We start from the raw sequence: 13,468 nt of genomic DNA, 5'->3' as shown, positions 1-13,468 counted from the left end.
CGGCAGTGCCTCATTTTAGACTCGGTTCTGCCAAAAACGCGAATCTTTTCGATGCGGTGCGAAAGCGGGCCGGATCGCGCACGCCGGCGCTGGCCGACAAGGGGGTCAACCCTCTGAAAATACGGTGTTTTCGCCCTTAACCCTGTTGCCGGAAACCGGATCAGGGGTTGCGGTCGCTACGGGTATGGGCCGGCGCCACGCCGCCACTCGCCGGAGCGCGCCGCTTGCGGCGGAATATCCGGTCGAAAAAGCGCCCGAGTTTGGCCAGGAAGGCGAGGGCGGCCGGGGTGATGATCAGGGTCAGGACCGTGGCGAAGCCGAGGCCGAACACGATCGCGGTGGAGAGCTGGATCCACCACTGCGCCGACGGTGCCCCTTGCGTCACCTCGCGGTTCAGGAAGTCGATGGTCACCGCGAAGGCGATCGGCAACACGCCGAGGATCGCCGTCACCGCGGTCAGCATCACCGGCCGGGCACGCTCCCGACAGGTGCGGATGATCGCTTCGTCGACCGGGACCCCTTCGCGCCGCAATCGGTCATAGGTGTCGATCAGGACGATGTTGTTGTTGGTGACAACACCGGCAAGCGCAATGATCCCGATGCCGGTCATGACGATGCCGAACGGCTGGTTCATCACCAAGAGGCCGATGATCACGCCGATCGTCGACAGGATGATCGCCGACAGGATCAGCATCACGCTCGACAGCTTGTTGAACTGGGCGAGCAGCACGATGAAGATCAGGAACACCGCGACGATGAAGGCGTTCATCAGGAACTCCTGCGCCGCCTGGCTCTCCTCGTCCTCGCCGGTCAGTTTCCAGGTCACCAGGCCGCCGAAGTCGGCGCTCTCCAGCATGGTGCGGACCTGCTGCAGCACCTCCGAGGCAAGCACGCCCTCGGCGACATTGGCGGTAACCGTAACCACTTGCTCGCCGTCGACGCGGTTGATGATGCCGACCTTGTGCGCCGGGACGCGCTCCATGAAGTTGCTGATCGGCACCGATCCTGCCGGCGTCTCGAGATAGAGCTCGTCGATCTGGTTGAGCGTACGCCGGTCTTCCGGAACGCGGACGATGATGTCGACCGGGTCCTCGCTGGTCGCCGGTCGGTAGTCGGTGACCGTCAAGCCGTTGGTGACCAGCCGGATCAGCGATCCGACGGAGGACACGCTGACGCCGTAACGCGCCGCTTCGGCCTTGTCGACCTGGACCTGCCAATCGATACCCGGGATCGGCAGGCCGTCGTCGAGGTCGCGAATCTCGGGGATCTGGGCGACCTGATCGGAGACGCGCCGCGCGGCCTCGAACAGGGCTTCACGGTTGTTGCCGGAGAGCTGAACCTGGACCGGCTTGCCGGTGGGCGGGCCGGCGGCGGGGGTGGTGACCTCGACCTTGATGCCGGGGATGTCTGCGGTGCGCTCGCGGACCTCGTCCATGATCTCGCCGGCCGGGCGACGCTCCTGCCAGTCGACGAACTCGAACTGGATGGTGCCGATGGTGTCCTCAGTAAGGGACTCGTCACCCTGGCGGCCGGTGCCGACCCGGGAGAAGATGGTCGACAGCTCCTCCATGTCGAGGATCCGATCCTCGACCGCCTTGACCAGATCGTCCTGCTCGGGGAGCGACATGTTCCCGCGCGCGTGGATGATCACGTTGCCGAAGTCGGGCTCGACCTCGGGGAAGAACTCCACGCCGGCGCCGTACTGGCCGTAGACCTGAATGATGCCCCAAAGCATGCCGAACGCGAGAAGCAGGGTCAGGCCGGGGAAGCGGATGGCGACGCGGACCGTCTTCAGGAACGGGCCTTCGCGCCGTGCCGCGTCGTGATGCACGGTCTGGGGCCGGCCGATCAGGGCGCCGAGGGTCGGGGTGAAGATCAGGGCGGCGACTAGCGATGCGGTCAGCGTCGCGATCAGCGTCAACGGCAGATACTGCATGAATTCGCCGACGAGGCCCGGCCAGAACATGAGTGGTGAGAACGCGGCGATACGGGTCAGCGTCGCGGCGATCACCGGGCCGCTCATGCGGCTTGCGGCGAAGGCATAGGCCTCGCGTGGCGGCATGCCCTCCGACATTCGTCGTTCGGCGAATTCCGAGACGATGATCGCATCGTCGACCAGCATGCCGACGGCGAGGATCAGGCTGAACAGCACCACGATGTTCATCGTGAAGCCGGCCATGTAGAGGGCGAGCACGCCGACCAGGAACGAGAACGGTACGGCGATGCCGATCATGATCGACGCGCGACCGCCCAGCGTAAACAAGATGATGACCGCGACCAGGATCACGGCGGTCAGCACCGAGTTCTGGAGGTCGGCGAGCATGGTGCGGATGAACTCGGACCGGTCCTGGATGAAGGTGACTTCCAGGGCATCCGGCCATGTGGCCTTCAACGGCCCGATCGCGGCGCGCACCGCGTCGACGGTCTCGATCAGGTTGGCGCCCGAACGCTTCGACACTTCGACCACCACCGCCGACTGGCCGTCGACCCGGGTGATTGAGGTCGGGTCCTTGAAGGTGGGCAGCACGGTGGCGACGTCGCCAAGCGTGACCGCCGCGGCGTTCGAGGCGGCGATCGGAATGTTGAGGACGTCCTGCGGAGTCTCGATCAACGCCGGAACCTTGACGGCGAAGCGCCCCTGCGGCCCTTCCAGCGCCCCTGCGGCCACCAGGCTGTTGGACCGAGCCACGGCGAGGGCGAAGTCCTCCAGCGACACACCGTAGCTGTTTAAGAGCATCGGCTCGGCGATGATCTCGATCACCTCGTCGCGCAGGCCGCTGATGTCGGCCGACAGTACCGCCGGGATCAGCTCGATGGCGTCCTGCGCTTCGTGGGCGATCCGGTTGAGCGTTCGCTCGGACAAGTCGCCGCCGAGCGCCACGCGCACGATCGGCTGTTCGCTCAGATTGACTTCCTCGACCCGCGGCTCGTCAGCATCGGCGGGAAGTTCCGCCTTGGCATCCTCGACCTTGGCACGGATGTCCTGAAGCGCGATGTCGGGATCGAAACCGGCTTCGAATTCCAGCAAAACGTAACCGCCGCCTTCATAGGCGGCGGAACTCATTTCCTTGACGTTGGAGACGTCCTTAAGTTCCGACTCCATCGGACGAACAAGGAGCCGCTCGGAATCCTCCGGCGAAATGCCGGCCTGCGACAGCGAGACGTAGACGATCGGAACGGTGATGTCCGGCTCGGCTTCCTTGGGGATGTTGACGTAGGCGCTGCCGCCGGCGATCAGCAGGAAGATCAGGATCGCGATCGTCAGCCGAGCATGATCGATCGCGAAATCAACGATCCGTCTCACAGTTCAGGCTCCGTCGCGATGTCGGTGTCGGCCTCGGCGACCGTCGAGACGGCCTCGATCCGATCGCCGTCCTTGACGAAGTCCTGACCGACCACGATCACCTGGGTGGCGCTGTCGATGCCGTCGACCCAGACCAACTCCCGGCCGTCGTCGACGATCGACACCGGCATGAAGTGCGCCCGGTCGTCGTCGGCCGCGGCGCGGATGCCGAGCACGCCGTCATCGGAGAACACCAGAGCGGAACGCGGCACCGGGGCGGCTTCGATCGGTTGGGTGGAGACGGTCATCTCACAGGTGACGCCGTCGGCAATACGGGCGTCTGCGTTGTCCATGTGCGCTTCGACCGGATAGGTGCGGGTTGCGGTGTCGGCGCTGAGGCCGACAAAGGTGACTTCCGCTTCCTGGTTCGAGCCGTTGATGAAGCGCACGCTCGCCGTCTGACCGAGCTGAAGAAAGCCGCGCTCGCGCTCGCTGACGAAGCCAACAGCAAGCATCGGGTCCGGATCGATCACCTCGGCGATGACCGCACCCGGCTGGATCGCCTGACCGACCTGGACCGGCACGTCGTCGACCACACCGTTGATCGGCGAGCGGATGAGCGAACGATCCGACTCGGCTTCGGCGCTGGCCAGCGTCGCTTCCGCCGCGGCGACCGCGGCCTCGAGCGCCGGCAATTGGTTCCGAGGCGTGTTGCCGGAGTCGATCAGGGCCTTGTTGGCCTCGTACTCGGCCCGCCGCTGCTCAAGCAGCGCCTCAGCCTGCTTCACCGCCGCGTCGCGGCCTTCGTCGGAGAGCGTGGCGATCACATCGCCGGCCCTGACGTTGCTGCCGCGCTTGACGTTGAGATCGGTGATGACACCGGCACCGCGGGCCACCGCCACCGACTGCTGGTCCGCCTCGGTGGTGCAGGAGAGCGTGAACTGGCGCTGATGGGTTTCCGGGATGATGGTCGAGACCGCGACCTTCTGAACAAGGACCGGCGCCTCGACCTCGGATTCGCGGATCGCCTGGTCGTCGGTCTCTTCCCCTTCACTCTGGGAGAGCGCACCGGAGGCAATCCAGCCGGCGGCGGCGAGAACGATAAGAACAGACAGAACCCGACTGGGTTTGAAAATGGATGAAGCCATCTGTGATCACCAGACAAAGGGCTGCCACTTCAATCTGGGTGCGCCCGTTTCGCGATTGGAAGCATATAGCGACTGCACCACTGGAATTGAACGCACAATTGCAAATTGGTTAGCCCAGATATGTCAGTAGTGTTGTGCTCCCTGTTTCCGGGTTACTCGTTGCGTATCAGTCGGTTGCTGTTGCATCGCAGGCACATTGGCTGATCATCGACGCTTCAGTTGCCACGCTGCCGCCGCAATCGCGCAAATCCGCGCAACACGACGGCGAAAAGGCTGTCGCGTGGCCGCGGAGCGTGCCGTCGCCCGGCGCAACCGTGACGTCATCGCGGCATCGTTTTCCGCTCCATGGTCGTCAGCGCGTTCATTCGCTGATACGGATTGCGCGGCCACCCGGTTTGCGACATCGTCGCCGCTCGCCGATCACAAGGCCGTGAACACGATGCTCCCACCTCGCCGATTTCGCCGACGCCGATGAAACCCACCAACCCGGTTTACACGGGACTGCCGACCACGGTGTTCGAGGTCATGTCCCAACTCGCGCGGACCCACGACGCGATCAATCTCGGCCAGGGTTTCCCCGACGTCGATGGGCCGGAGGATATCCGGCGCGTCGCGGCCGAGGCGGTGGTCAACGGGCCGAATCAGTATCCGCCGATGATGGGCGTGCCGGAGCTGCGGCAGGCGGTGGCCGACGCCAACCGGCGGTTCTATGGCCTCGACGTTGACTGGCGGACGGAAGTGCTGGTCACCTCCGGGGCGACCGAGGCGCTGTCCGACTGCATGGCGGCGCTGATCGAGCCGGGCGACGAGGTGGTGCTGATCGAGCCGCTCTACGACTGCTACCTGCCGCTGGTCGAGCGGGCCGGGGCGACGGCGCGGATGGTTCGGGTGACGCCGCCGGACTGGCGCCTTGACCAGGAAGCACTCGCGGCCGCGTTCGGCCCGAAGACCAAGGCGATCCTGCTCAACAATCCGATGAACCCGGCGGCCAAGGTTTTCAGTGACGACGAACTGGCGCTGATCGCCGATCTTGTCGTCCGCCACGATGCCTATGCGATCTGCGACGAGGTCTACGAACACATCCTGTTCGACGGTCGTCGTCATCGGCCGTTGATGACGCTGCCGGGGATGCGCGAGCGCACCGTGCGGATCGGCTCGGCGGGTAAGACGTTCTCGCTGACCGGCTGGAAGGTCGGTTACCTCACCGCCGCGCCGAACCTGCTCGATCCGATCACCAAGGCGCACCAGTTCACCACGTTCACAACGCCGCCGGGGTTGCAGCACGCGGTCGCCTTCGGGCTCGGCAAGGACGACGCCTATTACGGCAGCCTCCCCGGCGATCTTCAGGCCAAGCGCGACCGGCTGGCCGAGGGCTTGAGCCGCATCGGCTTCGGTGTGGCGCCGTGCGCCGGCACCTACTTCCTCACCGTCGACACCCGCCCGTTCGATCTCGGCGACGACGACGCGGCGACTTGCGAGCGGCTGACGATCGAGGCGGGGGTGACCGCGGTGCCGGTGTCGGCCTTCTACCGCTCCGACGCACCGGGTCACTTCATCCGGCTCTGCTTCTCCAAGCGGGACGATGTCCTCGACGAGGCGGTGGCGCGGCTCGCGCGCTGGGTGGGGGACCGGTAGGTCGGACAACACCGTCGTTGCGGTCGGGAACGTCCGTCCAAAACATCGGGACCACCGCCGGCTTAGACGTGGGCGTCGTACCAGGCGACCATCTCGGCCGGATGCTGGCTGAAGTAACGGTAGCCCTCGTAGCGCACAGGCGTTCCCTCGATCCACAAGAGCTTCTTGTCCGGGTTTGGTAGCCGCTCGTAGATTTGCTCAGCGTCCCAGGGCTTGGTGCTGGCGTCGTCACGGACCTGGACGACCATGGTCGGGCATTTGACGGCATCGGCGCGTGCAACGGCGTTCGAGTCCGCGTGCCGGAAACTAGAATATCGCGTATAGGCCTCGTCGAACCGCTCGACCGCATTCTCGATCCCGGCATCAATGAGCGCTCGTTCGATGAATGGCGCCGCCGACAGCGGCTGCAGCGCGATCATGCAGCGTATGTGGTCGAACTCCTCCGGGTGCTTCTCCATGGCGATGAACGTCGAATTGCAGCCCATGCAGAGGCTGTGCAGGGCGACTTTCATCGTCGCTATATCGTGCCGTGACTTGGCGTAGCGAACCGAGCCGACAACGTCGCGCCACTCGATCGCGCCCACACCGGTGATGTCGCCAGCGCCACTGGCGGAGTGACCGTGCCCACGCAGGTCATAGGCCAGGACGGTGTAGCCGGCCTCGTTCAGTGCCTTGTACGCGCCAAGGAAGTTCACCTCGAACCCGCCCTGCCCAGTCCACGGTTCCAGGTGTCCCGGATAACCGTAGCGGTTGGCGCCGATGAAGTGATTGCAGATGACCAGCTTGTCGCTGCCGGCCGCCGGGATCAACCATCCGTCCAACATCACACCGTCCATGGACGGGAAAAAGATGTCCTCATACGCCAGGCCGACATCGGAAGGCCGCCGCAGGATCGGCGTACGAAAGGAATAGCTGACGCCCTTGGCCAAGGCGTCGATCAAGGCATCTTCCTGCTCCTTTTCCATTGAGTCCTCCGTTTACAATTTGACGATATATGTCGAGTTATATCCTACAGATCACTTCAGCTTGTCAAGTCGCGATCCGCCGATATCATCGGGCAATGTTGCTCGCGGATTCGCCCCCTTGACCGAAACCGAAGACAAGATTGTCGAAGCCGCGATCCGGGTCTTCGTCCGATACGGGGCGCGAAAAGCTTCGATGGCCGACATTGCATCGAACGCGGGTGTGTCGCGACAGACGCTCTACGACCTGTTCGGCGCCAAGGACGAATTGATCCGAGCGTCGATCCGGAGCGTTACGGACCAGAGCCTGGCCCGCGTGCGCGAGCGGTTGGGCCGTTGCGCCACTCTCGCTGAAAAGCTCGATGCCTACTTCGACGAGACAATCGTCAAGTCCTTCGAACTGCTGGAGACTGCCGGTGATCCGGAGGATCTGATCAGTGGGCACAACGCGGCGGGCAAGGACGAAATCGATCGTTCTCACCAACGCCATGAGGCGCTGATCGCGGAGCTTCTGGACGACTACCGAGACCCAATCGAAGCGTCGGGACAATCCGTAGCCGATGTGGCGCATCTGATCGTCACAGTCGCAATGGGCTTTAAGACCGGCGCACGAAGTCGCGCAGACCTGGATGGCCTGATCGGGTCGTTCAAGATCGCGGTGTTGACGATCGTTGACGCCAAAGGCTGAGCGTGAACTCTAGGCAAACCGGATGAGAGGTTGGAGGTTCGACGATTGGCGGTACCGCCAACACCCCTCACCAAGCTCGGCTAAACCGGCTTCACCGCCAAGCCTCGCTATCCTCTCCCACAAGGGGAGAGGGAATGCTGCGTCGGTCGCTCTGCGTGCTTCGAGGCCCGGCTCCGCCGGGACTCCCCCGATCGGGTCGGGGGCAGGCTCTCAGCATGAGGAGCTTAGTGCGTGTGTCTGGCCGGAAACTACAGACCTCATCTTGAGAGCCTGTCCCCGACCCGATCGGGGATGCGAGGGCTATGAGCCCGAGCCTCGAAGACGCATCGTTCCGCGTGGCACCGACAACACGCGTCACCAAGCTCGGCCTGCGGCGGCCTCACGCCACCGTTGGCTTGAAGGCCGGCACCGGGCGGGCGTGGGTTGCCTGCTCGAAGGCATACGCATAGCCGAGCAGCTTGCCGTCCTGCCAGGCGGGTCCGAAGAAGGACAGGGCGACCGGCAGCCCGTGGCACTTACCCGCCGGGACGGTGACGTGGGGATAGCCCGCCATCGCCGGCGGCGCGGAACAACCGCCGACGATGTGATCGCCGACCAGCAGATCGATGGCCCAGGGCGGCGTCCCGTCGGTCGGTGCGACGATGGCGTCCAGGCGGTGGGTGGCCAGGACCTTGTCGATGCCGTCGGTGCGGGACATGCGCCGGCATTCTTCCTTTGCCTTCAGGTAAGCCTCATCGTTAAGCCCACCCTTGGCCTCGGCGCGTTCGAACAGATCCTGCGGAAAGTACTGCAGCGTCCGATCGGCGTTGGCCCGGTTGAAGGCGATGACGTCGGCCAGGCTCTTCATCGGCGATTTTGGGTGAGCCGCCAGGTAGCGGTTGATCCCGTCCTTGAACCCGTAAAGACAGAGCTCGGTCTCCGCTTCGCCGAAGAATGGCGTCCACGCGCCGATCGCCGGATCGACGATCTCGGCACCGAGATCGCGCAGCGTGTCGATCGCGTCATCGATGACCTTGTCGACCCCCTCGTGGGTTCCCATCAGGTCCCGGGCGACGCCGATCCGGGCGCCTTTCAACGCGCCGTCGACCAGGAACGTGGTGAAGTCGGGCGCCTGCGGTGTGGCGTCGACCATGGTTGCCGGATCCTCCGGATCGGGGCCGGCGAGCACCGTCAGCAGGCGCGCGACGTCGGCAACCGTGCGGGCCATCGGGCCGACCGTGTCCTGGGGTGCTGCCACCGGCATCACGCCGGTGCGGCTGACGAGGCCAACCGTCGGCTTGATGCCGACGATGCCGTTCGCCGACGATGGTCGAACCACGGAGCCGTCGACCTCGGCGCCAAGTGCCCCGAGACACATGCTGGTTGCCACCGCGACGGCGGAGCCGCCACTGGAACCGGACGGGGTCCGATCGAGGACGTGCGGGTTGCGGATCTGGCCGCCGCGACTGCTCCAGCCGCTACAGGTGCGGGCGGAGCGCATGTAGCTCCACTCGGTCATGTTGGTCTTGCCGAGAACGACCGCGCCGGCCTGTCTCAGCCGGGCAACAACCACGGCATCGCGTGGCGCGTAGTTGCCGATCATGGCAATCGATCCGGCTGTGGTCATCATGTGGCCGGTGGTGTCGATGCTGTCCTTGACAAAGATCGGGATGCCGTTGAGCGGCGGCACAGGTGCGCCGCTCCGGCGGGCCCGATCGCAGGCCTCGGCATCGGTCAGCGCATCCGGGTTCAATTCGAGCACCGCTCGCAAGGTCGGGCCGGCAGTGTCGATCTCGGCAATGCGGTCGAGGCAGGCCTGGCACAGTTCCACGGCACTGAGGTCGCCGCACGCGAACTGGTCAAGCGCGCCGGCGATCGTGAGCGTGTCGATTTCCATTGCGCCTGAGGGCCCTCGTCTTCCGTCGATGGCAGCCTATGTCGATCGCCGTGGCATCTCAATTGGGAGGGGGCGGCGTCAGCGGTCAGTCGAGACGATTCGCCAGGTCAGGTCGCCCTGCGGTTCGTTGAGCCGCGGTGGCGGCTCGTAGCCGAGGCGCTGGTTGAGGGTGTCGATCAGCGTGGCGGCGGCGCCGGCGATCGGCGTGCCGGGGGCGAAGATGGCAGCAGCACCAGCGTCGCGGAGCGCCTCATAATCCTCCGGCGGGACGACGCCGCCGACCACCACCATGATGTCCGGCCGGCCGGCGGCTTCGAGCGCGCGTTTGACGGCTGGCACGGTGATCAGGTGACCGGCGGCGAGCGTCGAGATACCGACGATGTGGACGTCCTTTTCGATGGCAAGCGCGGCGGCCTCCTCCGGCGACTGGAACAGCGGACCGAGGACCACGTCGAAACCGACATCGGTGAAGGCTGAGGCGATCACCTTCTGGCCGCGGTCGTGGCCGTCCTGGCCGATCTTGGCGACCAGGATCGACGGCGCACGGCCGTCGTCGTCGGCGAATTTCTCGGCGAGATGGCGAGCGGCCCGGAGCGACGGGTCGGGACCGGCCTCCTCGCTGTAGATGCCGGTGGAGACCGAGGTGTCGGGCTGGAACCGTCCGAAGGCGGCTTCGAGTGCATCGCTGATCTCGCCGACGGTGGCCCGGGCCCGGGCCGCGCCGACGGCAAGGTCGAGCAGGTTGCCGGTATCGTCGCGGGCCGCTGCGGTCAGGGCGCCCAGGGCAGCGAGGCAGGCGGCTTCGCCGCGGTCCGCGCGCAGCGCCTTCAGCTTCTCGATCTGGGCGGCGCGTACCGCCGAGTTGTCAACCCGCAGGAGTTCGATCGGCGGCTCGTCTTCCGGGCGGTAGCGGTTGACGCCGACCAGCACCTGGCGGCCGGAGTCGATCCGCGCCTGGGTGCGGGTCGCGGCCTCCTCGATCCGCCGCTTGGGCACGCCGGCCTCGATGGCGCGGGCCATGCCGCCGAGGCCGTCGACTTCGGCGATATGTTCGCGGGCGCGGGCGATCAGGTCGGCGGTCAGCCGCTCGACATAGTAGGAGCCGCCCCACGGGTCGATGATGCGGGTGGTGCCGGCTTCCTTCTGGAGGAAGAGCTGGGTGTTGCGGGCGATGCGGGCGGAGAAATCGGACGGCAGTGCCAGCGCCTCGTCGAGGGCGTTGGTGTGGAGCGACTGGGTCTGGCCCTGGGTCGCGGCCATCGCCTCGATCGCGGTGCGGATGACGTTGTTGAAGACATCGTGGGCGGCAAGCGACCAGCCGGAGGTCTGGCAATGGGCGCGGAGCATTAGCGAGCGCTTGTCTTGCGGATCGAAGCGCTCGGTCATCAGGTCGGCCCACAGCACCCGCGCGGCGCGGAGCTTGGCGACCTCCATGAAGAAGTTCATGCCGATGCCGAAGAAGAAGGAGATACGCGGTGCGAAGCGGTCGACCGGCAGCCCGCGGTCGCGCGCGGCTTTCACGTATTCGAGGCCGTCGGCGAGCGTATAGGCGAGTTCGAGATCGGCCGACGCGCCAGCCTCCTGCATATGGTAGCCCGACACCGAAATCGGGTTGAAGCGCGGCATATGCTCGGCGGTGTAGGCCATGATATCGGCGACGATGCGCATCGACGGCGCCGGCGGATAGATGAAGGTGTTGCGGACCATGAACTCCTTGAGGATGTCGTTCTGGATGGTCCCGGTCAGCGCCGCCGGCGCCACGCCCTGTTCCTCCGCGGCGACGATGTAAAGCGCCATGATCGGCAGCACCGCGCCGTTCATGGTCATCGACACGCTCATCCGGTCGAGCGGGATGCCGTCGAACAGGGTGCGCATGTCGAGGATCGAATCGATGGCGACGCCGGCCATGCCGACATCGGCGGCGATGCGGGGGTCGTCGGAATCGTAGCCGCGATGAGTCGGCAGGTCGAAGGCGACCGATAGGCCGCGCTGGCCGGCGGCGAGGTTGCGGCGGTAGAAGGCGTTGGAATCCTCGGCGGTGGAGAAGCCGGCATACTGGCGCACCGTCCATGGCCGGGTGATGTACATAGTCGGGTAGGGACCGCGCAGATAAGGCGGTTCGCCGGGCCAGCCATCGACGGCCGGCAGGTCCGCGATGTCCGACGGGCGATATTCCCGGCGGACGCGGATGCCCTCGGGCGTGTCCCAATCGCGGTCACGGATCTCAGGCGTTGCCGACAGGTCAGGACGCCGCCAGTCGATGCCGGTGAAGTCGGGAATGCGGCGCGCGTCGCGGCGACGGTGCTGGGATGCCTCGGCCGGGCCGGCCGAAGCGGTCATTGCTTCACGGCGCGCCACCAGCCGGTGCAGCGGAAGCGGGGCGCCGACCATTTGCCCGACCCGCGCCGGGCATTGAGCGCGCCGGTTCCGGTGACGACGTTGCGGCCGCTGCCGAGCTGGATCGCCACGGCGCCGGCCGACGATACGCCGATCACCCGCGGGTGAACCTTGCGGCCTTTGTAGAGGACGTCGCCATCATCGATGGTGAGCGGCAGGCGGTAGCCGAACGCGCACTTGCCGGGGGCGCCATAGACGTAGACCTTCCAATCTCCGTCGAACCGACCGGCGGCGGCAGTGTCGGTGGCGACGGGGATGGCAAGGGCCACGACCGCGACGACGGCCAAGGCACGGGCGAACATCAATCGGATTGCACGGGAGGGATTCACGGGCATCTTGCCCCCGGGAACTGTCGTTGGATGTCTCCGGTGATTCTGCCTGTTTTTGCCAGTAATCGCAATCGCGTCGATCAAATTCGCGCTTTGCGGTCGCGCCGGCCCGAACCTCGCGGGGTCGTGACTCCGGCTGCCGGCGCATTATGATAAAAAGGAGCGTCCCGCTGGGCGAGTTGGCGGGTCAGTTCTGGAAGGCAAGTGTCATGCGTTTGGTTGCTGTCGCGTTCACGTTGATCGCCCTGGCACTGTGGTCGATGCCGGCGGAGGCGGGCTGGTTCCGCGACCGATCGAAGGTGGTTGCCACCGTCTCGCTGTCGCAGCAGACGATGAAGCTGGTCATCCGCGACAAGCGCGGCCGGCGCCAGAACCACGTGTTTCCGGTCTCGACCGGCAAGGAAGGCTTCGAGACACCGACCGGCACGTGGCGCGCCTCGTGGATGGCGCGGGATCATCGCTCCGACACCTACGACAACGCGCCGATGCCGTATTCGGTGTTCTATAGCCCCGGTTATGCGGTGCACGGCACCGGCGAGGTCGACAAGCTCGGCGCGCCGGCTTCGCACGGCTGCGTCCGCCTGTCGCTGGCGCATTCGGCTCTGTTCTACCAGGCGGTCGAGACCGTCGGCATGAAGCGGACGCAGATCACCGTCGTCGAGTAAGGGAGGGCGGGGCGGCTTTGGAGTCTTCGCGGGCGCGTCAACACCCAGGTGTGGAACGGACGAACCGTGCCCATTGCCCGAGACTCAGCTCGGGGCGGGGCAAGAAATATCGATGTCCGGGTGAGCCTCCTGCTTGTCGTTCCAATTGGTGCACGTGCAGCTCCAGTAGTGCGGGTCGGTGCTGACTACGATCCATGCAGCCGTGCAGGTCAGACCCTTTGCCTTGTGACAGATCAAGGCCGAGTTACTGGCGGTTAACTGGGTGTTGCCCAATCCGTCGCAATATCCATTAAACGATTTCGACCCGGACGGCCCGATTTCTTCGGTCCAATTGCAACTCCGCCCACCGCAGTGTAGCTCGGCTTCTCCGCTGACGGCCACGGCGCCCGACCACAACAATGAGCAGCCGCCCACCATAAGAATCGCGACCAAATCTCTCATCGCTGTTTCCGCCTTGTTATGCCTCAATACTCACAGGATGGCCC

The 13,468-nt window shown here is 65.5% G+C and carries 9 protein-coding genes; 3 read left to right on the top strand and 6 right to left on the bottom strand.

Features of this window, described 5'->3' with window-relative positions; genetic code table 11:
- Nucleotides 1–160 precede the first annotated feature (160 nt).
- Both ACO076_RS18690 and ACO076_RS18685 read right to left on the bottom strand, forming a co-directional pair.
- On the bottom strand, nt 161–3,304 hold the full coding sequence (locus ACO076_RS18690) for an efflux RND transporter permease subunit (RefSeq protein WP_421724324.1): 3,144 nt from the start codon (nt 3,302–3,304) through the stop codon (nt 161–163).
- Entirely contained in the window at nt 3,301–4,431 is a 1,131-nt protein-coding gene (locus ACO076_RS18685) for an efflux RND transporter periplasmic adaptor subunit (RefSeq protein ID WP_421724323.1), read from the bottom strand. The genes ACO076_RS18690 and ACO076_RS18685 overlap by 4 nt, the downstream gene beginning before the upstream one ends.
- Nucleotides 4,432–4,902: 471 nt before the next feature.
- On the opposite strand from ACO076_RS18685, the gene ACO076_RS18680 reads away from it, so the two are divergent.
- Nucleotides 4,903–6,066, top strand: a complete 1,164-nt coding sequence (locus ACO076_RS18680) for an aminotransferase (RefSeq protein ID WP_421724322.1) — start codon at nt 4,903–4,905, stop codon at nt 6,064–6,066.
- A gap of 62 nt (nt 6,067–6,128) precedes the next feature.
- On the opposite strand, the gene ACO076_RS18675 is transcribed toward ACO076_RS18680, so the two are convergent.
- Complete coding sequence (locus tag ACO076_RS18675; protein WP_421724321.1) at nt 6,129–7,031, bottom strand: alpha/beta hydrolase family protein; 903 nt, start codon at nt 7,029–7,031, stop codon at nt 6,129–6,131.
- A gap of 118 nt (nt 7,032–7,149) precedes the next feature.
- On the opposite strand from ACO076_RS18675, the gene ACO076_RS18670 reads away from it, so the two are divergent.
- Nucleotides 7,150–7,716: a TetR/AcrR family transcriptional regulator gene (locus ACO076_RS18670; protein WP_421724320.1), complete on the top strand. Its 567-nt coding sequence runs from the start codon at nt 7,150–7,152 to the stop codon at nt 7,714–7,716.
- 379 nt (nt 7,717–8,095) lie between these two features.
- On the opposite strand, the gene ACO076_RS18665 is transcribed toward ACO076_RS18670, so the two are convergent.
- From ACO076_RS18665 to ACO076_RS18655, 3 genes are all read right to left on the bottom strand, one after another.
- Nucleotides 8,096–9,592, bottom strand: a complete 1,497-nt coding sequence (locus ACO076_RS18665; protein ID WP_421724319.1) for an amidase — start codon at nt 9,590–9,592, stop codon at nt 8,096–8,098.
- 78 nt (nt 9,593–9,670) lie between these two features.
- On the bottom strand, nt 9,671–11,932 hold the full coding sequence (gene scpA, locus ACO076_RS18660; protein ID WP_421726775.1) for a methylmalonyl-CoA mutase: 2,262 nt from the start codon (nt 11,930–11,932) through the stop codon (nt 9,671–9,673).
- A complete protein-coding gene (locus tag ACO076_RS18655) occupies nt 11,929–12,324 on the bottom strand; it encodes a hypothetical protein (protein ID WP_421724318.1) in 396 nt (131 codons plus the stop codon). Before ACO076_RS18655 ends, scpA begins: the two co-directional genes overlap by 4 nt.
- Before the next feature lie 203 nt (nt 12,325–12,527).
- Here ACO076_RS18655 and ACO076_RS18650 point away from each other — a divergent pair, with 203 nt between their 5' ends.
- Entirely contained in the window at nt 12,528–12,983 is a 456-nt protein-coding gene (locus tag ACO076_RS18650; RefSeq protein ID WP_421724317.1) for a L,D-transpeptidase, read from the top strand.
- The last annotated feature ends 485 nt before the right edge of the window (nt 12,984–13,468 follow it).

Source organism: Bauldia sp. (assembly GCF_965232525.1).
Taxonomy (GTDB): Bacteria; Pseudomonadota; Alphaproteobacteria; order Rhizobiales; family Kaistiaceae; genus Bauldia.
The sequence above is the reverse complement of the archived record's forward strand: the minus strand, read 5'-3'. Positions and strand labels throughout refer to the sequence as shown.

What these genes read in the sequence shown, in the direction of transcription:
- ACO076_RS18680 (WP_421724322.1), top strand. Translation starts at nt 4,903, where the DNA reads ATGAAACCCACCAACCCGGTTTACACGGGACTGCCGACCACGGTGTTC.
- scpA (WP_421726775.1), bottom strand. Translation starts at nt 11,932, where the DNA reads ATGACCGCTTCGGCCGGCCCGGCCGAGGCATCCCAGCACCGTCGCCGC.
- ACO076_RS18675 (WP_421724321.1), bottom strand. Translation starts at nt 7,031, where the DNA reads ATGGAAAAGGAGCAGGAAGATGCCTTGATCGACGCCTTGGCCAAGGGC.
- ACO076_RS18655 (WP_421724318.1), bottom strand. Translation starts at nt 12,324, where the DNA reads ATGCCCGTGAATCCCTCCCGTGCAATCCGATTGATGTTCGCCCGTGCC.
- ACO076_RS18685 (WP_421724323.1), bottom strand. Translation starts at nt 4,431, where the DNA reads ATGGCTTCATCCATTTTCAAACCCAGTCGGGTTCTGTCTGTTCTTATC.
- ACO076_RS18665 (WP_421724319.1), bottom strand. Translation starts at nt 9,592, where the DNA reads ATGGAAATCGACACGCTCACGATCGCCGGCGCGCTTGACCAGTTCGCG.
- ACO076_RS18650 (WP_421724317.1), top strand. Translation starts at nt 12,528, where the DNA reads ATGCGTTTGGTTGCTGTCGCGTTCACGTTGATCGCCCTGGCACTGTGG.